The sequence below is a fragment of the Phyllobacterium sp. CCNWLW183 genome, assembly GCF_037203775.1.
GTDB classification, from domain to species: Bacteria; Pseudomonadota; Alphaproteobacteria; order Rhizobiales; family Rhizobiaceae; genus Phyllobacterium; species Phyllobacterium ifriqiyense.
This window is the reverse complement of record NZ_JBBCBN010000002.1, coordinates 74,094-92,352: the sequence shown is the minus strand read 5'-3', so window position 1 is coordinate 92,352 and position 18,259 is coordinate 74,094. Positions and strand designations below refer to the sequence as shown.

Here is an 18,259-nt window from a genome sequence, read left to right as displayed (position 1 = left end):
AGCAAATGATATCTAACGAAGGCGTTCCGTCGCAGATGTGCGACAACGGGCCATTATTTGTGTGGGCACAGTTATTTTGCGGGCAAAGGACGGCCCCCAAAGATTGCCGAGCCAACACGCACGGAAGTCGCGCCGAAACCAATGGCAACCTCATAATCTCCCGACATTCCCATGGATAGTTTTTCCACCTTTGCCTCTCCTGCGATTTTACGCAGCAGGGCAAAATGAGGTCCGGGATTTTCTTCGGCGGGAGGGATGCACATCAGTCCCTCAATCGCGAGGCCATGCACGTCGCGGCACCGCTGCACAAAAGCCACCGCTTCCTTGGGCTCGATACCAGCCTTTTGCGGCTCAGAGCCGGTATTGACCTGAACATATAGTTTGGGAAAGCGGTTTTGTTTCTTCATTTCAGTCGCCAGTGCTGCTGCGATCTTCTCACGGTCGACAGTCTCGATGACATCGAACAGCGCGACAGCATCCTCGCACTTGTTGGATTGCAGCGGCCCAATGAGATGGAGTTCAAGACCAGAAAACTCAGAGCGAACGGCTGGCCATTTGCCTTGTGCTTCCTGAACGCGGTTTTCTCCGAAGACGCGCTGACCTGCATCAAGCACGGGACGTATTTCGTCCGCACCGAAAGTCTTGGATACCGCTACCAGCTGTACCGAATCCATCTTGCGCCCGGCTTCAATGGAAGCTTTTCCTATTGCGGCACGAACGGCAAAAAGTTGATCAACAGCAGTCGACATGGCAGGTTCTGTTCCTATTTATATGGTTCGAGGCGGTTTTCGCCCGCCCGAAAGTCTCAAGTGGTTGACGGTTCACTTAATACGTGGTGAAGGTCCGCCCAACTAGGGTGTGCGAGATTCACGCCATGGTGGCCTGCAAATGGCACTTTTCTGTGCTTCCGGTACTCATGAACCAAAAGTTCACTCCGTTCCGGTTCTCGAAAACTACCATTTTCGGCTCACCCTGACCTGAACTTCGACGCACCCTAATCCAGTATCCTTTGCAAGAGAATCCCGTTCATGGCAACCGAACGTTACAACCCGCGTGTGGCAGAAAAGCACTGGCAGAAAGTTTGGGACGACGCCAAGCTCTTTGAAACCAGCAATGATGATCCGCGTGATCCTTATTACGTGCTGGAAATGTTTCCCTATCCATCGGGCCGTATCCACATGGGTCACGTGCGCAATTATGCCATGGGCGATGTTGTAGCGCGCTACAAACGTGCCAAAGGCTTCAATGTCCTGCACCCGATGGGCTGGGATGCTTTTGGCATGCCTGCCGAAAATGCAGCGATGCAGAACAAGGTTCACCCGAAAACCTGGACCTATCAGAACATTGATTCGATGCGCAAACAGTTGAAGTCCATGGGCCTGTCACTCGACTGGTCGCGTGAATTCGCAACATGTGATGTTGAATATTATCACCGCCAGCAGATGCTTTTCCTCGATTTCGTTGAGAAGGGGCTCGTGACGCGCAAATCCTCCAAGGTCAACTGGGATCCGGAGGATATGACGGTGCTTGCCAATGAGCAGGTCATTGACGGACGCGGCTGGCGTTCCGGCGCTCTGGTTGAGCAACGTGAGCTGACGCAGTGGTTTTTCAAGATCACCGACTTCAACGAAGAATTGCTGAGCGCGCTGGACGGGCTGGACCAATGGCCGGACAAGGTGCGCCTGATGCAGCGCAACTGGATCGGCAAATCCGAAGGCATGCTGATCCGCTGGGCGCTGGATGAGACGTCAGCCACGTCCGAAGCAAGCGAGATCGAAGTCTATACAACCCGCCCCGATACGCTCTTCGGTGCGTCATTCATTGCGATTGCTGCCGATCATCCGCTGGCAAAAAAGGCGGCTGAGCACAATGCTGCGCTGGCGGAATTCAACGAGGAATGCCGCCGTGCGGGAACCTCCGTTGCTGCCTTGGAAACGGCTGAGAAGAAGGGCTTCGATACGGGCCTGCGCGTTGTCCATCCGCTGGATGCGAGCTGGACATTGCCGGTCTACGTCGCCAATTTCGTCCTGATGGACTATGGCACGGGCGCGATTTTCGGCTGTCCTTCCGGCGATCAGCGCGATCTGGATTTTGCCAATAAATATGGTTTGCCGGTGGTGCCGGTTGTCATGCCGAAGGATGCGGATGCTGCGACCTTCCAGGTAACAGAGACGGCCTATGTGGATGATGGCGTGATGATCAATTCACGTTTTCTGGATGGGTTGACCCCTGCTGAGGCCTTTGACGAGGTTGCAAAAAAGCTGGAGAACCAGACAATCGGCAATCGCCCGCAAGGCGAACGCAAGGTCAATTTCCGTCTGCGCGACTGGGGTATTTCCCGCCAGCGTTACTGGGGATGCCCGATCCCCATGATCCATTGCGATGATTGCGGTGTGGTGCCTGTGCCAAAAGCTGACTTGCCGGTGAAGCTCCCCGACGATGTGGAATTTGACCGTCCCGGCAATCCGCTGGATCGTCATCCAACATGGCGTCATGTCAACTGCCCGAAATGCGGCAAGGCTGCGCGCCGCGAAACCGACACGATGGATACATTCGTCGACTCATCGTGGTATTTCGCACGCTTTACGGCGCCATGGGAAAATGAACCGACCAATCCGAAAATTGCCAATCATTGGCTGCCGGTCGATCAATATATTGGCGGCATCGAGCACGCCATTTTGCACTTGCTTTATTCGCGCTTCTTTACGCGGGCGATGAAAGTTGCCGGTCATCTGGACATTAGCGAGCCTTTCAAGGGTCTGTTCACCCAAGGCATGGTCGTGCACGAAACTTATAAGGGCAAGGAAGGCTGGGTTACTCCGGCTGAAATCAGACTGGAAGAAATCGATGGCAAGCGCCGCGCGGTCTTGCTTGCCACGGGCGAGGAAGTCGAAATCGGCTCGATCGAGAAAATGTCGAAGTCGAAGAAAAACGTTGTCGATCCAGATGATATTATTGCTTCCTACGGTGCTGATACAGCCCGATGGTTCATGCTGTCCGATTCACCGCCCGAACGCGATGTCATCTGGACAGAAGCGGGAGCAGAAGGCGCGCACCGTTTTGTGCAGCGCGTTTGGCGGCTGGTATCGGAGGCAGCAGAGAGCCTGAACGGTGTGGCGCCAGTGGCAGCGACTGACAGTGACGCCTTGCAGATTTCCAAGGTGGCCCACCGGACAGTCAAGCTGGTTGGCGAAGACCTGGAGAAACTGGGCTTCAACAAAGCCGTGGCCCGTCTCTATGAGCTGGTGAATCTTTTGGCTGGTCCCTTGCAAAAAATTGCCGCAGGCGAAGCAGATGCTGCGTTGACCGGCGCTTGCCGTCAGGCCACGGAAATGCTGCTTTCGATGATTGCGCCGATGATGCCGCATTTGGCCGAAGAATGCTGGAAAGCGTTGGACGGGCAGGATTTGATTGCGCACCGTCCGTGGCCTCAGTTCGATCCGGCATTGATTGTCGAGAACGATGTCACCATGCCCGTGCAGATCAACGGAAAGAAGCGCGGGGATTTGACAATTGCCCGCGATGCGGATCAATTGACGGTCGAAAAGGCCGTGCTTGCACTTGATTTCGTGCAGACAGCGTTGAATGGCAATTCGCCGAAGAAAGTCATTATTGTACCGCAGAGGATCATCAATGTCGTTGTCTGATCGTTGGATGCAGGGCTTTAGCTCCAAGCGTTTGTTGTCCCTATGCGTTGTAGGATTGGCGCTGGTTGCCAGTGGCTGTCAGGTGCGCCCGCTTTATTCTGATGCCGGTCCTGCTGTTGGCAGCAGCGTCGGTGTCGATGGCAGCATGCGCTCCAAACTTGCGAGTGTTTCCATCAACCAGCCTGGCGACCGCGTTACGCAGGAGGTGCGGAACCATTTGATCTTCCTGTTTGCAGGTGGTGCTGGTCAGCCAGCAAGTCCCGCATATTCGCTGCAGCTCGGTGTGAGTTCAAAGAATCTATCTCTGGCCCTTATCCAGAACGCGACCAATGATAAATCAGGTCAGCCGACAGCGGGCTTGATCCGCATGACCGGCACTTATGTTTTGAAGCGGACGTCAGACGGGCAGGTTGTTGGTCAGGGAACGAGAATTGTGACGTCGAATTATGATTCGCCACGGCAGCGTTTTGCGGCCACCCGTGCAGCGCGCGACGCAAATAATCGTGCCGCACGTGAACTGGCCGAGGCACTGAACCTGAGTGTCGCACAGGACCTTTCCAAATTTTGATTTGAAAATCTCTTGCCTAACAAAAACGCCCGCCTTGATTGAACAAGGCGGGCGTTTTTGTATTTATAGATCAGATCAAACTAAGCGATGGATTGGCCTGTCTTTGCCCAATCGGCCAGGAATGTTTCGAGACCCTTATCTGTCAGCGGGTGCTTGACCAACGCCTTCAAAGTGGCAGGCGGTGCTGTGACGACATCAGCGCCGATCAATGCCGCGCTCTTGACGTGGTTGACGGTGCGCACAGACGCAGCAAGAATTTCAGTCGGATAGTCGTAATTGTCATAGATGGTGCGGATTTCGGAGATCAGCTCCATGCCGTCAATGCCAATATCGTCAATACGACCAATGAAGGGGGAGATGAAGCTTGCACCGGCCTTGGCAGCAAGAAGCGCCTGATTGGCGGAGAAGCATAGGGTGACGTTGACGAGATGACCGTCGGAGCGAAGCGCCTTGCAAGCGCGAAGGCCGTCAAGCGTCAGCGGAACCTTGATGCAGATATTGTCAGCGATCTTGGCGAGAACAGCAGCTTCCTTCATCATCTGCTCATATTCCACGGCAGCAACTTCTGCAGAGACAGGTCCCTTGACGATGCTGCAGATTTCCTTGGTGACTTCGAGAATGCTGCGGCCGGATTTGAGAATGAGCGAAGGGTTCGTCGTAACGCCATCGACCAGTCCTAGGTCGTTAAGCTCGCGGATATCCTTAACATCGGCAGTATCGACAAAAAACTTCATTGGGGCATTCCTTCCTAATATGACAGCTGGTCTGGAGAGGAGATGGGATATATCTCCGGAAAGTGGCTTTTCTTTAGACCAAAGCCGCGTCAAGGTCACGCACATATGAGTGAAGATTCGCGCCTCCCGCAAAAAATCGTTCCGGTGCTCGTGCCTATGCCGGCAGAGCGGCCCTATAGCTATGCCGTGCCGGAGGGAATGGATGTAAAGCCGGGATCAATCGTACGTGTGCCGCTGGGCCCGCGCGAGGTCGCTGGCATTGTCACAAGTGATGTGACCGATGATATTTCCGCCAAGAAATTGCGGCCAATTTCGGAGCTTTTCGATTGCCCTCCTGTTGATGATGGCATGATGCGCTTTATGCGCTGGGCCGCCGATTATACGATTTCGCCGCCGGGAATGGTGGCGCGCATGGTCTTGCGAGTTCCCGCTGCATTCGACCCCGAGCCACACGTGCCGGGCTTGCGCTTTTCGGGCAGGGAGCCGGAGCGGATGACGGGGGCACGCGCCCGCGTTCTTGAGCTTGCCGAAGATGGCATGGCGTGGACCCGCACCGGCCTTGCCCATGCCGCCGGTGTTTCCGCTACCGTGATCGATGGTCTTCATACGGCTGGCGTGTTTGAGCAGGTGATGATCCCGCCGCGTCCCATCGTGGCTGCGCCGGATATCAATTATGCCAAAGCGGTTCTTTCCAGCGATCAGGCCGAAGCTGCCGACAGGCTCGTGGAAGCAGTATCGAGCAAGGACTTTTCGGTCACTCTGCTTGATGGCGTCACCGGCTCGGGCAAGACCGAAGTCTATTTCGAAGCGCTTGCCAAGGCGATCGAGCAGGGCAAGCAGGTGCTGATCCTTTTGCCGGAAATCGCGCTGACGCAGCAATTCCTCGATCGATTCCATGATCGGTTCGGCACGAAGCCTGCAGAGTGGCATTCAGATCTTGCCCCCAAAATGCGTGAGCGTGTCTGGCGGCAGGTGATGGAAGGACAGGTCCGCGTCGTTGCCGGGGCGCGGTCAGCGCTATTTCTGCCATTCAATGATCTTGGCCTGATCATCGTCGATGAAGAACATGACTCTGCCTACAAGCAAGAGGACAGAGTATTTTACAATGCCCGCGACATGGCCGTGGTGCGTGGGCATATCGGCAATTTTCCCGTGATTCTTGCCTCGGCAACACCGTCAATTGAAAGTCAGGTCAATGCGATGCAGGGCAAATATACCCGCATACGTCTGACCGGGCGTTATGCCGAGGCGGCGATGCCTAATCTACGCGCCATCGACATGCGAAAATCGCCGCCGCGTCCGGGCGGGTTTCTGTCGCCCGCAGTGGTCGAGGCGGTCAATCAAACATTACAGCGCAAAGAGCAGTCGCTGCTCTTTCTCAATAGGCGCGGTTACGCACCTCTAACCCTTTGCAGGGTTTGCGGCCATCGTTTCCAATGTCCCTGTTGCTCCAGTTGGCTTGTCGAGCACAGGTTTCGCGGGCAGCTAGTCTGCCATCAATGCGGACATCATGAACCCAAGCCGGACGCATGTCCTTCCTGCGGGACGCTCGACCATCTTGTCGCCTGCGGGCCAGGGGTCGAGCGTATCGCGGAAGAAGCCGAAAAGACGTTTCCCGATGCACGGATTATCGTGCTGTCATCGGATTTGATGGGCGTGAAGCGCCTGCGGCTGGAGCTTGATGCCATTGCGCGCGGCGAGGCCGATATTGTGATCGGCACGCAGCTTGTCGCCAAGGGGCATAATTTCCCCAATATGACGCTGGTCGGGGTGGTCGATGCCGATCTCGGATTGGCCAATGGCGACCCGCGTGCTGCGGAACGTACTTTCCAACTCCTCAATCAGGTGACAGGCCGTGCCGGAAGAACGGGTAAGAAAAGTACCGGCCTGTTGCAAACCTATCAGCCTGATCATCCTGTGATGCGCGCGATCGTTTCGGGCGATGCGCAGGCTTTCTATGATCGGGAAATAGAAGAGCGGGAACGCTCTGGCCTTCCGCCGTTCGGACGGCTTGGAGCATTGATTATCTCCGCAGCCACAAGGCCGGAGGCAGAGGCGCATGCGCGCGCCCTGCGCCGCGCCGCGCCCACATCACAACAGATCAATGTTCTGGGCCCGGCAGAAGCGCCGTTGGCGCTGGTGCGGGGCCGTCATCGCTTCCGGTTGCTTATCCACGGCACACGCAAAGCGGACATTCAGGGCTTTATCCGCGCTATGCTCAGCGCCGGACCAAAAGAAAGAGGGTCGATTAGGGTGCAGGTTGATATTGATCCGCAGAGTTTCCTATAAAACCCGTCATGGAGGGCTGCAAATGGCGCTCTGCACTCCGGTGCTCATGTACCCAAAAGTACATTCCGCTCCGTGGTTCGAAAATCACCATTTTCGCCGCCCCATGACAAGTTTAAGCGCGGCGCTATAAGAGGGGCTGTTAGAGCATCGGACCGAAAGTGGAATTCCGGTTTTCGGATAATCCGATGCTATACAAAACTATAGATCGCCATCTTGCGTCCGTGAGGACGTCCGGTGATCTATAAGCGGTCGAGTTGTTTGTTTAGAAAAGGGTGCAAGAAATGGAATTTTACTGGCCAGCAAGTCAGGGGGAGTGGATGGCCTGGTTATCTGCGGCCATCACTGTGGCGTTCGGTATCATCCTGTTTTTTGCGCCGCGCATAGCCTTGAAAGTTTTGCGCCTCCAAACTGTTCCCGCGCATCCGGAAGCTCTTTCGGCGGTTCGTGGCCCGCTTGCCGGTTTTTATCTCGGCCTTGGCCTCTCCGCGCTGATTTTCTCGCAGCCCTTTTTGTGGATCGCTTTGGGCGTATCCTGGGGAATTACGCTTTTCGGTCGCCTGATCTCGATGATGTCAGATCGTGGCAATACGATTTACAACTGGGTAATGGTCATTATTGAACTGGCCCTTGCCGCAGGTCCATTGCTCTTTGCTTTCGGCTTTATCGCATAGTCAGAAAGGCCAGAGTGGAATAGTTGACTCAAGATTATCCAGAGTTCAGGCAATTCTGATCGCCATTTTACCGGATTCCCGTGTTGCGAGTCCGGTATTCCTATGCTAGACGGCAATCAAATCTCGTCAGGGATGGCCTTCGGGTCATGTTCTGAGGTTAAAAAAATCAATAATGCCAAAGATTTGACCCGAAATCCCTTCAGGTCGCCCGATTTTTGGCCAAAACGCAGAGAGCTTGTCGTTCGTGGCAGAAACTTCGTCGCTCATTTCCGGTGTTGCCCAGCGCTATGCGGGTTCATTGTTTGATCTCGCACTGGAGGCAAACTCCGTTGCGCAGGTAGAGAAAGATCTCGGCAGGTTCGAGGCTCTTATCGATGGCAGTCCTGAACTGAAGCGTTTGATCGTTAGCCCGGTTTTCTCGTCAGGCGATCAGGTCAAGGCGATCTCCGCCATTCTGACCAAGGCCAAGATTAGCGGTCTCGTCAATAATTTCCTGCGTCTTGTCGCGCAGAACCGGCGCCTTTTCTCGGTGCCTGCCATGATCCAGTCATTCCGCCAGATCGCAACCGCCCATCGCGGTGAAGTTGCGGCGGACGTTACTTCCGCGCATGCCTTGACGGCGGCGCAGCAGACAGAATTGAAGGCCACGCTGAAAAGCGTCGCCGGCAAGGACGTGACAATCAATGTCACCATTGATCCGTCGATCCTTGGAGGTCTCATCGTCAAGTTGGGGTCCCGCCAGATCGACACTTCGCTTCGCACAAAACTTTCTTCGCTTAAGCTTGCACTGAAAGAGGTCGGCTGATGGACATCCGCGCCGCGGAAATTTCCGCAATCCTTAAAGATCAAATCAAGAATTTCGGCCAGGAGGCAGAAGTCTCCGAGGTTGGTCAGGTTCTGTCCGTCGGTGACGGTATTGCCCGCGTTTACGGTCTGGACAATGTTCAGGCCGGTGAAATGGTGGAGTTTCCTGACGGAACTCGCGGCATGGCCCTGAACCTTGAAAGCGACAATGTTGGTGTCGTTATTTTCGGTTCCGACCGTGACATCAAGGAAGGTGATACGGTCAAGCGCACAGGCGCGATCGTTGACGTTCCTGTCGGCAAGGAATTGCTCGGTCGCGTTGTTGACGCTCTGGGTAATCCAATCGACGGCAAGGGCCCAATCAAAGCCACTCAGCGTTCACGCGTTGACGTCAAGGCTCCTGGTATCATCCCACGCAAGTCGGTGCATGAGCCAATGTCGACCGGCCTCAAGGCTATCGATGCTCTGATCCCGGTTGGCCGTGGACAGCGCGAATTGGTCATCGGCGATCGCCAGACCGGCAAGACTGCAATCATTCTCGACACATTCCTTAACCAGAAGCCAGCGCATGATGCGGGCGACGAGAACCAGAAGCTGTATTGCGTTTATGTCGCTATCGGCCAGAAGCGTTCAACTGTTGCCCAGTTTGTGAAGATCCTTGAAGAGCGCGGCGCGCTTGAATATTCGATCATCGTTGCTGCAACTGCTTCTGATCCTGCACCAATGCAGTATCTGGCACCATTTGCCGGTTGCGCCATGGGTGAATATTTCCGTGATAACGGCATGCACGCTTTGATCGCCTATGACGATCTTTCCAAGCAGGCTGTTGCTTATCGCCAGATGTCGCTTTTGCTGCGTCGTCCTCCGGGCCGTGAAGCCTATCCAGGCGACGTTTTCTATCTGCATTCCCGTTTGCTAGAGCGTTCGGCGAAGCTCAACGACGAAAATGGCGCAGGTTCCCTGACCGCCCTTCCAGTCATCGAAACGCAGGCTAATGACGTGTCGGCCTATATTCCGACCAACGTGATTTCGATCACCGACGGTCAGATCTTCCTCGAAACCAACCTGTTCTATCAGGGTATCCGTCCAGCTGTTAACGTTGGTCTGTCGGTTTCCCGCGTTGGTTCTGCTGCGCAGATCAAGGCGATGAAGCAGGTAGCGGGTTCGATCAAGGGCGAGCTTTCGCAGTATCGTGAAATGGCTGCTTTCGCGCAGTTCGGTTCCGATCTCGATGCATCGACACAGCGCTTGCTTAATCGCGGCGCGCGTCTGACCGAGCTTTTGAAGCAGCCACAATTCTCGCCGCTCAAGACGGAAGAACAGGTTGCTGTGATTTTCGCCGGTGTTAACGGCTATCTCGACAAGCTTGCTGTCAATCAGGTCAGCAAGTTTGAACAGGGCCTGCTGACATGGCTGCGCACGGAACATAAGGATGTTCTGAGCACAATCGCATCAGAAAAGCAGATCAGCGACGACACCAAGGGCAAGCTTAAGGCAGCAGTTGATGCCTTTGCCAAGTCCTTCGCTTAACCACTGACGGGATGAACGGATGCCTTCGTTAAAGGATCTGAGAAACCGGATCGCCTCGGTCAAGGCGACGCAGAAAATCACCAAGGCGATGCAGATGGTCGCCGCGGCGAAGCTGCGTCGTGCGCAGGAAGCTGCGGAAGCCGCGCGCCCTTACTCGCAGCGTATGGCTGCGGTTTTGGCGAATATTGCTTCCAATGTGGATGGTGATGATGCCCCGGTACTGATGAGTGGAACCGGCAAGGACGATGTGCACCTGTTGATTGTCTGCACATCGGAACGCGGACTTTGCGGCGGTTTCAACTCGCAGATTGCGCGTTTGGCCCGTGACCATACCCGCCGCTTGCTTGCTGACGGCAAGACGGTGAAAATCATCACCGTTGGCAAGAAGGGCGCGGACATTCTGCGCCGCGATCTTGGCAAGCTTATCATCGATCACGTTAATCTGCGTGAAGTGAAGCAGGTTGGTTTCACCAATGCTGACGAGATCGGTCACAAGATCATCGGACTTTACAATGAAGGCGCTTTTGATGTCGCTACATTGTTCTATTCCGAGTTCAAGTCTGTGATTTCGCAGATTCCAACTGCACAGCAGCTGATTCCGGCCAGCGCCATTGGCGATGCCGAACCGGAAACCGCGGGCGATGCAGTCTATGAATATGAACCGGATCCGGCTGCCATTCTCGGCGACCTGATCCCACGCAATATTTCTGTCCAGGTTTTCCGCGCTCTCCTTGAAAACGCGGCATCGGAACAGGGTGCGCGTATGTCCGCCATGGACAACGCAACCCGCAACGCCGGTGACATGATCAACAAGCTGACAATGTCGTATAACCGCCAGCGTCAGGCCCAGATCACCAAAGAACTGATTGAAATCATTTCGGGCGCGGAAGCGCTCTAATCGCGAAGGTAAGGATCGATGGCAAAAGCAGCGACCCCGAAAACACCCGCAGCCGCAAAAGCAGCTGCACCCAAGGCAGCCGCTAAGCCAGCAGCGGCGAAGGCAGCTCCAAAGGCTGAAGCCAAGGCTGCACCTGCCGCCAAGGCAGCAGCAACGAAAGCTCCTGCAGCAAAGTCTGCCAAGGCGCCTTCGGCACCGAAGACTGCCCTGAAGGCAACCGGCGTTGTCGGTCGTGTCAGCCAGGTCATCGGCGCTGTGGTTGACGTTGCCTTTGATGGCGGCGTTCTGCCAAAGATCCTCAACGCGCTGGAAACCGACAATCTCGGCAATCGCCTGGTTCTGGAAGTTGCTCAGCACCTTGGTGAGAACACAGTTCGCACGATCGCCATGGACTCGACAGAAGGTCTGGTTCGCGGTCAGGTCGTATATGATACGGGTTCTGCGATCATGGTTCCGGTTGGACCTGAAACGCTTGGTCGTATCATGAACGTTATCGGTGAGCCGGTTGACGAAGCTGGCCCGATCAAGACAACTTTGACCCGCGCTATTCACCAGCCAGCGCCTGAATATGTTGATCAGTCAACAGAAGCTCAGATTCTGGTCACAGGCATCAAGGTTATCGATCTTCTCGCGCCTTATGCTCGTGGTGGTAAGATTGGTCTGTTCGGCGGTGCCGGCGTGGGCAAGACCGTTTTGATCATGGAATTGATCAACAACGTCGCCAAGGCGCATGGTGGTTACTCGGTATTTGCCGGTGTGGGTGAACGTACCCGCGAAGGTAACGATCTCTATCACGAAATGATCGAGTCCGGCGTGAACAAGGCTGGTGGCGGCGAAGGTTCCAAGGCCGCACTTGTTTACGGTCAGATGAATGAGCCACCAGGGGCACGTGCTCGTGTTGCTCTCTCCGGTCTGACAGTTGCGGAGCATTTCCGCGATGAAGGCCAGGACGTTCTGTTCTTCGTGGATAATATTTTCCGCTTCACGCAGGCTGGTTCGGAATTGTCGGCTTTGCTCGGACGCATTCCTTCTGCTGTGGGTTATCAGCCAACGCTGGCAACCGACATGGGTCAGATGCAGGAACGCATCACCACGACGCATAAGGGTTCGATCACTTCGGTTCAGGCCATTTACGTGCCCGCCGACGATTTGACCGATCCGGCGCCTGCGACATCCTTCGCGCATCTTGATGCGACGACAAACTTGAACCGTGCGATTTCCGAGAAGGGTATTTACCCGGCTGTGGATCCGCTCGACTCGACATCGCGCATGCTTGATCCGCTGATCGTTGGTGAAGAGCACTACCAGATTGCCCGTCAGGTGCAGTCAATTCTGCAGCGCTACAAGTCGCTTCAGGACATCATCGCCATTCTCGGCATGGACGAGCTTTCGGAAGAAGACAAGATTGCTGTGGCACGCGCCCGCAAGATCGAACGCTTCCTGTCGCAGCCGTTCTTCGTTGCTGAAATCTTCACCGGTTCGCCGGGCAAGCTGGTCGATCTGGCCGACACCATCAAGGGCTTCAAAGGCCTTTGCAATGGCGATTATGATCACCTGCCGGAAGCAGCATTCTACATGGTTGGCTCGATCGACGAGGCAATCGAAAAGGCACAGCGTCTGGCAGCAGAAGCAGCCTAATTCGGAAATGATGGCGGGCTACGGCCCGCCCTTTTCTATCTAATTTGGCAATTTCTATTGGGAAACCTGTTCCCGCGTTTTGCAATTGCTTGAACTGATCGGGTCTAAAGCAATACCAGCAAAAATGTGAAACGGTTTTGCGTCCGGAGTTGCGTAGGAACAAAGGCTTAGAGTGCAGTTTTGATCCATCAAGACGTCAAGCGCTCTAAATCACAGGAATTGAGTGGATATCATGGCTGAAGCCTTCCAGTTTGAACTCGTCTCGCCAGAACGCCTGCTTCTTTCGGAGCAGGTCATTGAAGTCGTTGTTCCGGGCACGGAAGGCTATATGACCGTCCTGGCTCATCATGCTCCATTGATGGCAACGATCAAGCCAGGCGTCGTCACAGTAAAGACACCTGATGGAAAGCCCGACAGCTATGTTGTTTTCGGCGGCTTTGTTGATGTGACGCCAGATGGCTGCATTCTTCTCGCGGAATCGGCGGTACACGTCACCGATATAAAGGCTGATGAACTGCAAAACCGCATCAAGGACGCCAAGGAAGACTTCGAAGATGCGACTACACGCGAAGAGAAGTCGCGTGCGGAAGATCTGCTCGGTCAGTTGACAACATTGCAGGAAGCCATCAAGGCAGCTTGAGTACTTCAGCATGAGCTATGATGATGAAGCGGGCATTGGCCCGCTTTTTTATTATGCTTTTTCGCGAGCCACGATGTCGCGAATCTACAGTGCCGTATTGCGTTTCTTGAAGCGTCTGGTGTTCGCCTTGGGTTGTGCGATAGGTACTGTCCGGCTCGCAGCCAATCACTTTGTCAGGCGGCATCTGACGATGAATAAACATCGACTTCGCCACTTGCGCGTGAATTGTCGCGCCATACGAGAGAAAGAACGGTTTCCTATTTAGACCGGAAAAGTCTTTAGCCTGGGTTTGCCGCCAAATGCTTGAACGCGGCGACAACCTCTTCATAGACGGCGCGCTTAAATGGAACGATCAAATCAGGCAATTGCGCCATTGGCTTCCATGCCCATTCGTCAAATTCGGGGGTATGTCCGCCGGGCGGCGGGTTGATGGCGATCTCGCTTTCGTCGCCTTCAAAGCGATAGGCAAACCACTTTTGTGTCTGGCCGCGATATTTGCCCTTAAGAGCAACACCCATCAGATGCGGTGGCAGATCATAATTGATCCAGTTTGGCGCTTCGGCGAGCAAAGATACGGACTTCATGCCGGTTTCTTCGTAGAGTTCGCGCAGCGCTGCCGGTTGCGAAGCTTCACCTGGATCAATGCCGCCTTGCGGCATTTGCCAAAGCTGGGTCTGCCCATCCATCTCGTCATTGGGTATGACGATACGATGACCGGCCCAGACAAGTCCTTCCTTGTTGAGCACCATGATGCCGACACAGGGGCGATAGGGCAGGGATTGTGGATCGACAGGCTTTTTGTTCTTGCTCATGCGGATGCTCCAGTGCGCGCGTTCGAGGAGTGCTAGCCCTTTTGCGGATCGCGGACAAGCGCCGATATGGGGACGATTTCTATGCCACGCGCCTTGGCTTCATTCGCCCATGCGGCGACTGCTTCAACAGTTACATCGAACGCCGAGCCAGTCGCAATCGCGGTGCCTTTGGCGCGTGCAATGCGTTCCAGTTCATCCAGTTTCTTCAGGATGCCGCCGCGCTCCTGCGTTGCATCAATTAACAAGTCTGCGGCAGCGTAGGGCGTGCCTTGCTGTGTGGCAATTGCATCTGCTTGGCTGCGGGCCGAGGTGCCGTCATCCAGATAAAGCAAGCCACGGCGGGTAATCTCCTGCATGACAGGTGTCATTGCCGCAGCCTCCGACGTGAAACGCGCGCCCATATAGTTCATGACGCCCGTGTAGTTGGTAATGCGTCCCATTGTCTTGTGCAGGTTCTCAATCGTGGCGGCGGGTTGTGCATCCACGGTCAGTGTATTGCGGCCGGGGTTTACCCGCGGATAGTCGAAAGGCTCCAGAGCCAATTGCAACAATATTTCGTGGCCTTCCTGACGGCCTGCCTGCATCCAGCGGCCAAGGCTATTGCCTTCAGGCGAGAAGGCCAAAGTTATTTCGGGCGGCAAGACACGGATAGCATTTTGAGAGCCGGTCTGAGACAGGCCCAAACCGCCGATAATAATCGCCACACGCGCACCGCGCGCGCCTGACCACGGTCTTGCATAGGCATCAAGCGGACGACGCCCGTCTGGTGCAATGATCGGAAGCGGCCCTTGCGGGGACTGCTCGAGCAAATCCGGTTCTGGCAGATGCGCGGTTCGAGGGTCTTGGGCGCGTCGTGCCGGGTCACCAACGACAATGACCTTTGGTCCGCCCGCAACCTCATTGGCTATATTGCCTGGCAACTGGTTGGAGATTGTTGTTTTCGGCAGGGTAGGTGAAATCGGCTCGGGAGCAGGAGCTTGCGTGGCAATGGGGATAGCTGGTTTTGCTTCAGGCCGCCGGAAGCCTTGATGGCTGGTATAGGAAATTACGGATGACGCAACCAGCATGAGCGTAAAAACAGTCGAGGGCAGTATCCATGACCCTGCCGTTTTATTGCCCGCTCTGACGTTCGGCCCTTTGCCGGTTCGCCCCAGCGGCCTGTTCAATTCTGAATTCACGCTTATTGGCCGGAAAAAGGGAGGAAGTGCTGGCAGCAAATGCTGCGATAAGGGAGGAAAGCGGCCGGGCTAATCAAGGAAGCCCGGTCGCTTTTATCATATTAGTTGGGAACACCCTTTTTGGGGTCAGCAGGAAATGCTGCATTGGCCTGTTCGCCGCGTAACAACTTCATTGCCTGTATGAGCTGCAGGTCGTCCTTTGCTTCCGGTGGAACATAGGGAATGGAACCGGAACCTTCTGCATCTTCCTGAGCGCCCTTGATATGGCCCTTCAGGCTTGATTCGCTCATTGGCTCAACCTTGCCTTTCAGCTCTTCCGGCAATGGCTGCTCAACGGTAATGTCCGGTATGATGCCCTTGCCCTGAATGGATTTGCCGGCAGGTGTGTAATAGAGCGCTGTTGTAAGGCGCAGCGCGCCATTCTCGCCAAGCGGGATAATCGTCTGGACCGAGCCCTTGCCGAACGAGCGCGTGCCAAGAATCGTACCACGGCGATGATCCTGCAAGGCACCGGCAACGATCTCGGATGCACTGGCGGAGCCGCCATTGATAAGCACGATCAGCGGTTTGCCATCAGTCAAATCCCCTGCACGGGCATCAAACCGGGTGATGTCCTGGGGATCACGGCCACGAGTCGAGACAACCTCACCCTTATCGAGGAAAGCATCCGAAACGGCGACCGCCTGATCGAGAAGACCGCCCGGATTCAGGCGAAGATCAAGAACAAAGCCTTTGAGCTTGTCCTTGGGGATCTTGCTCTGGATATCTTTGATGGCCTTTTGCAGATCGTCAAATGTCTGCTCGGTGAATGAAATCACCCGAACATAGCCAACATCATTCTCAACGCGAGATTTGACAGCCTGGACCTTAACCACGTCGCGAATGATCGTCAGCACGATCGGCTTGTCGGCACCCTGACGGATAAGCGTAAGTTCAATAGGGGTTTTAATCTCACCGCGCATCTTGTCGACAGCGTCGGTGAGCGTCAGTCCACGAACTTCAACGCCATCGATCTTTGAAATGTAATCGCCGGCAAGAACGCCTGCTTTTGCGGCTGGCGTGTCATCAATCGGCGCGATGACCTTGACCAGTTCGTTTTCCATGGTGACTTCGATGCCAAGACCGCCAAATTCACCCTTGGTCTGAACACGCATATCCTGCGCCTGTTCAGCATTCATGTAGGATGAGTGCGGATCAAGCGAGGTCAGCATGCCATTAATGGCATTCTCGACTAGCTTCTTGTCATCCGGCGGCGTGACGTACTGGGCGCGGACACGCTCGAATATATCACCAAAAATTGATAGCTGTTTATAGGTGTCGTTGCCCGCAGCCTCTGCAGCGGTAGTGGGCAGGGCACCCTGCACAACAACCATTGCCGTAGCGCCCATCAGTGCTCCAGCCATGAGAAGCGATAGTCTACGTATCATTTGCGGTCCTTCCAGCAAGTCGATCCGCCCACCATGGAGCGGGATTAACAGGTTTTGTATCTTTCCGGAACTCAATGTAAAGCATTGGAGCTCCATTTCCCATCGGTACAGGTGCACTGCTCGCAATAAGTTGTTCGTTCATTACACCGACCGGCTCTCCTGCCAGAACAAACTGGTTCTGCGAGACATTGATTCTGGACATTCCCGCCAAAACGACATGATAGCCATTGCCGGCGTCAAGTATCAAGAGTTGACCATAAGATCGGAATGCGCCCGCATAAAGGACAACGGCATCCGCCGGAGCTGTTATTGTCGCTCCGGGGCTGGTTTCCAGCGTGTCTCCCTGAAGAGCGCCGCCAAGACCGTCATTATCGCCAAAGTGCTTAACGAGTTTGCCCGCCGCCGGCATGGCAAGCCGGCCTCGCAAGGAAGCAAAATTTTCCTGCGCAACCAGGCGGTTCTGATTTGCTGCAAATTCTTCGGCCCGTTTGCGGCTGGCTTCCAGCCTCTGCTGCTCTTCGCTGCTGGCCTCGGTGGCGGCTTTTTGCACCTCCGCCATATCTTTTTCCATAGAGGCGATAAGACCTTGCAGCGAAGTGGCGCGCTTGGCCAAATTCTCTGCCCGCTGTTTTTCAGCGGCAAGAGTTGCCTCAGAGGTTGTTTGCAGCTTTTGCTTTTCAGCCAGCAGCAGGTCGAGCCGTTTCTTTTCCTCTGCCTGACTGGACAGCGCCGCGGTCAACCGGGCCTGCTCTTCTGAGATCGACGTCTTGATCCTGGTCAATTCTTTCAGATCAGCGATCAAGACTTCCGTCTGTTGGCGCATTTCAGGAACAACGGCGCCCAAAAGGACAGCGCTGCGCACAGATGCCAGAGCATCATCAGGGCGTACCAGCAGGGCTGGAGGCGGGCTTAGGCCCATTCTTTGCAAGGCGGCGAGAACTTCGGCCAAGGCGCCCCGGCGCTGCCGCAAGACCAGCCTTACGCCGTCCTCGCGCTCACGCAGACCGGTGAGCCGGTCCGTAAAGCTGGTTATATCTTCGCTAAGTTTTTTTTCCGTTTTCGCCGCCTGAATAAGAGCGGCCGTAATTGTCGTCTGGTCTTTTTTCAAACCCGATATTTCTTTATCGAGCGAAGCGACCTTGTCGGCCGAGAGCGATATTTGACTGGTCAGATCCTGAAGCTCTTTTGCGGTTTCCGCACGTTTTGCCTCGATTGAAGATTGCTCGGCTGGAGTGATCGCCGTCTGGGCACGGGTAGCTGGACTGAAAGCCATGGCGCAGGCAAGAATAACCGCTCCGGAAATGTTTTTCCCCGAACCGATAAACGCTCTGGTTAGCTCAACTTTCATTACCTGTCCGGAATCAAGATGTTGTTTGAACCACTCTAGAAAGCTCCGCCTAATGAAGCATTAACCATGATGGGT

15 protein-coding genes are annotated in these 18,259 nt (G+C 55.0%); 9 read left to right on the top strand and 6 right to left on the bottom strand.

From position 1 onward, the window contains the following. Positions 1-71: 71 nt before the first annotated feature. Positions 72-749: a YggS family pyridoxal phosphate-dependent enzyme gene (locus V9K95_RS06190; RefSeq protein WP_115054349.1), complete on the bottom strand. Its 678-nt coding sequence runs from the start codon at positions 747-749 to the stop codon at positions 72-74. 279 nt (positions 750-1,028) lie between these two features. Between V9K95_RS06190 and leuS the strand changes: the two genes are divergently transcribed. Together leuS and V9K95_RS06180 are read left to right on the top strand one after the other, a co-directional pair. Beyond that, a complete protein-coding gene (gene leuS / locus V9K95_RS06185; protein ID WP_336440408.1) occupies positions 1,029-3,647 on the top strand; it encodes a leucine--tRNA ligase in 2,619 nt (872 codons plus the stop codon). Beyond that, entirely contained in the window at positions 3,634-4,215 is a 582-nt protein-coding gene (locus tag V9K95_RS06180; RefSeq protein WP_336440409.1) for an LPS assembly lipoprotein LptE, read from the top strand. The genes leuS and V9K95_RS06180 overlap by 14 nt, the downstream gene beginning before the upstream one ends. 80 nt (positions 4,216-4,295) lie before the next feature. Here V9K95_RS06180 and fsa read toward each other — a convergent pair whose 3' ends face one another. Next, complete coding sequence (gene fsa / locus V9K95_RS06175; protein WP_115054346.1) at positions 4,296-4,949, bottom strand: fructose-6-phosphate aldolase; 654 nt, start codon at positions 4,947-4,949, stop codon at positions 4,296-4,298. Positions 4,950-5,054: 105 nt separating this feature from the next. Here fsa and V9K95_RS06170 point away from each other — a divergent pair, with 105 nt between their 5' ends. The 7 genes from V9K95_RS06170 to V9K95_RS06140 all read left to right on the top strand — a co-directional run bounded on the left by V9K95_RS06170 (position 5,055) and on the right by V9K95_RS06140 (position 13,419). Then, entirely contained in the window at positions 5,055-7,238 is a 2,184-nt protein-coding gene (locus V9K95_RS06170) for a primosomal protein N' (protein WP_336440410.1), read from the top strand. Between the two features lie 281 nt (positions 7,239-7,519). After that, on the top strand, positions 7,520-7,909 hold the full coding sequence (locus V9K95_RS06165; protein ID WP_115054345.1) for an AGROH133_08824 family phage infection protein: 390 nt from the start codon (positions 7,520-7,522) through the stop codon (positions 7,907-7,909). 244 nt (positions 7,910-8,153) lie between these two features. After that, positions 8,154-8,714, top strand: coding sequence for a F0F1 ATP synthase subunit delta (locus tag V9K95_RS06160; protein ID WP_336440411.1), 561 nt, complete (start codon positions 8,154-8,156; stop codon positions 8,712-8,714). After that, positions 8,714-10,243, top strand: a complete 1,530-nt coding sequence (gene atpA, locus V9K95_RS06155) for a F0F1 ATP synthase subunit alpha (RefSeq protein WP_115054344.1) — start codon at positions 8,714-8,716, stop codon at positions 10,241-10,243. The genes V9K95_RS06160 and atpA overlap by 1 nt, the downstream gene beginning before the upstream one ends. 19 nt (positions 10,244-10,262) lie before the next feature. Beyond that, on the top strand, positions 10,263-11,141 hold the full coding sequence (locus V9K95_RS06150) for a F0F1 ATP synthase subunit gamma (protein ID WP_115054343.1): 879 nt from the start codon (positions 10,263-10,265) through the stop codon (positions 11,139-11,141). 18 nt (positions 11,142-11,159) lie between these two features. Further along, the gene (gene atpD / locus V9K95_RS06145; protein ID WP_307281103.1) at positions 11,160-12,779 is read left to right on the top strand and encodes a F0F1 ATP synthase subunit beta; all 1,620 of its coding nucleotides are present in this window, start codon (positions 11,160-11,162) and stop codon (positions 12,777-12,779) included. Between the two features lie 232 nt (positions 12,780-13,011). Then, complete coding sequence (locus V9K95_RS06140) at positions 13,012-13,419, top strand: F0F1 ATP synthase subunit epsilon (protein WP_115054341.1); 408 nt, start codon at positions 13,012-13,014, stop codon at positions 13,417-13,419. Positions 13,420-13,697: 278 nt separating this feature from the next. On the opposite strand, the gene V9K95_RS06135 is transcribed toward V9K95_RS06140, so the two are convergent. From V9K95_RS06135 to V9K95_RS06120, 4 genes are all read right to left on the bottom strand, one after another. Then, positions 13,698-14,231: an RNA pyrophosphohydrolase gene (locus tag V9K95_RS06135; RefSeq protein WP_336440412.1), complete on the bottom strand. Its 534-nt coding sequence runs from the start codon at positions 14,229-14,231 to the stop codon at positions 13,698-13,700. Between the two features lie 32 nt (positions 14,232-14,263). Next, positions 14,264-15,415: a divergent polysaccharide deacetylase family protein gene (locus V9K95_RS06130; protein ID WP_442958546.1), complete on the bottom strand. Its 1,152-nt coding sequence runs from the start codon at positions 15,413-15,415 to the stop codon at positions 14,264-14,266. Positions 15,416-15,510: 95 nt separating this feature from the next. After that, the gene (locus tag V9K95_RS06125) at positions 15,511-16,836 is read right to left on the bottom strand and encodes a S41 family peptidase (RefSeq protein WP_115054338.1); all 1,326 of its coding nucleotides are present in this window, start codon (positions 16,834-16,836) and stop codon (positions 15,511-15,513) included. After that, positions 16,826-18,184 carry a murein hydrolase activator EnvC family protein gene (locus V9K95_RS06120; protein ID WP_336440413.1) on the bottom strand — a complete coding sequence of 453 codons (1,359 nt, stop codon included), beginning with the start codon at positions 18,182-18,184 and terminating at the stop codon, positions 16,826-16,828. Before V9K95_RS06120 ends, V9K95_RS06125 begins: the two co-directional genes overlap by 11 nt. Positions 18,185-18,259 lie beyond the last annotated feature (75 nt).

Coding starts and splice junctions, on each gene's coding strand:
- V9K95_RS06120 (WP_336440413.1), bottom strand. CDS start 18,184: ATGAAAGTTGAGCTAACCAGAGCGTTTATCGGTTCGGGGAAAAACATT.
- atpD (WP_307281103.1), top strand. CDS start 11,160: ATGGCAAAAGCAGCGACCCCGAAAACACCCGCAGCCGCAAAAGCAGCT.
- V9K95_RS06190 (WP_115054349.1), bottom strand. CDS start 749: ATGTCGACTGCTGTTGATCAACTTTTTGCCGTTCGTGCCGCAATAGGA.
- V9K95_RS06170 (WP_336440410.1), top strand. CDS start 5,055: ATGAGTGAAGATTCGCGCCTCCCGCAAAAAATCGTTCCGGTGCTCGTG.
- fsa (WP_115054346.1), bottom strand. CDS start 4,949: ATGAAGTTTTTTGTCGATACTGCCGATGTTAAGGATATCCGCGAGCTT.
- V9K95_RS06180 (WP_336440409.1), top strand. CDS start 3,634: ATGTCGTTGTCTGATCGTTGGATGCAGGGCTTTAGCTCCAAGCGTTTG.
- atpA (WP_115054344.1), top strand. CDS start 8,714: ATGGACATCCGCGCCGCGGAAATTTCCGCAATCCTTAAAGATCAAATC.
- V9K95_RS06135 (WP_336440412.1), bottom strand. CDS start 14,231: ATGAGCAAGAACAAAAAGCCTGTCGATCCACAATCCCTGCCCTATCGC.
- V9K95_RS06125 (WP_115054338.1), bottom strand. CDS start 16,836: ATGATACGTAGACTATCGCTTCTCATGGCTGGAGCACTGATGGGCGCT.
- V9K95_RS06140 (WP_115054341.1), top strand. CDS start 13,012: ATGGCTGAAGCCTTCCAGTTTGAACTCGTCTCGCCAGAACGCCTGCTT.
- V9K95_RS06165 (WP_115054345.1), top strand. CDS start 7,520: ATGGAATTTTACTGGCCAGCAAGTCAGGGGGAGTGGATGGCCTGGTTA.
- V9K95_RS06150 (WP_115054343.1), top strand. CDS start 10,263: ATGCCTTCGTTAAAGGATCTGAGAAACCGGATCGCCTCGGTCAAGGCG.
- leuS (WP_336440408.1), top strand. CDS start 1,029: ATGGCAACCGAACGTTACAACCCGCGTGTGGCAGAAAAGCACTGGCAG.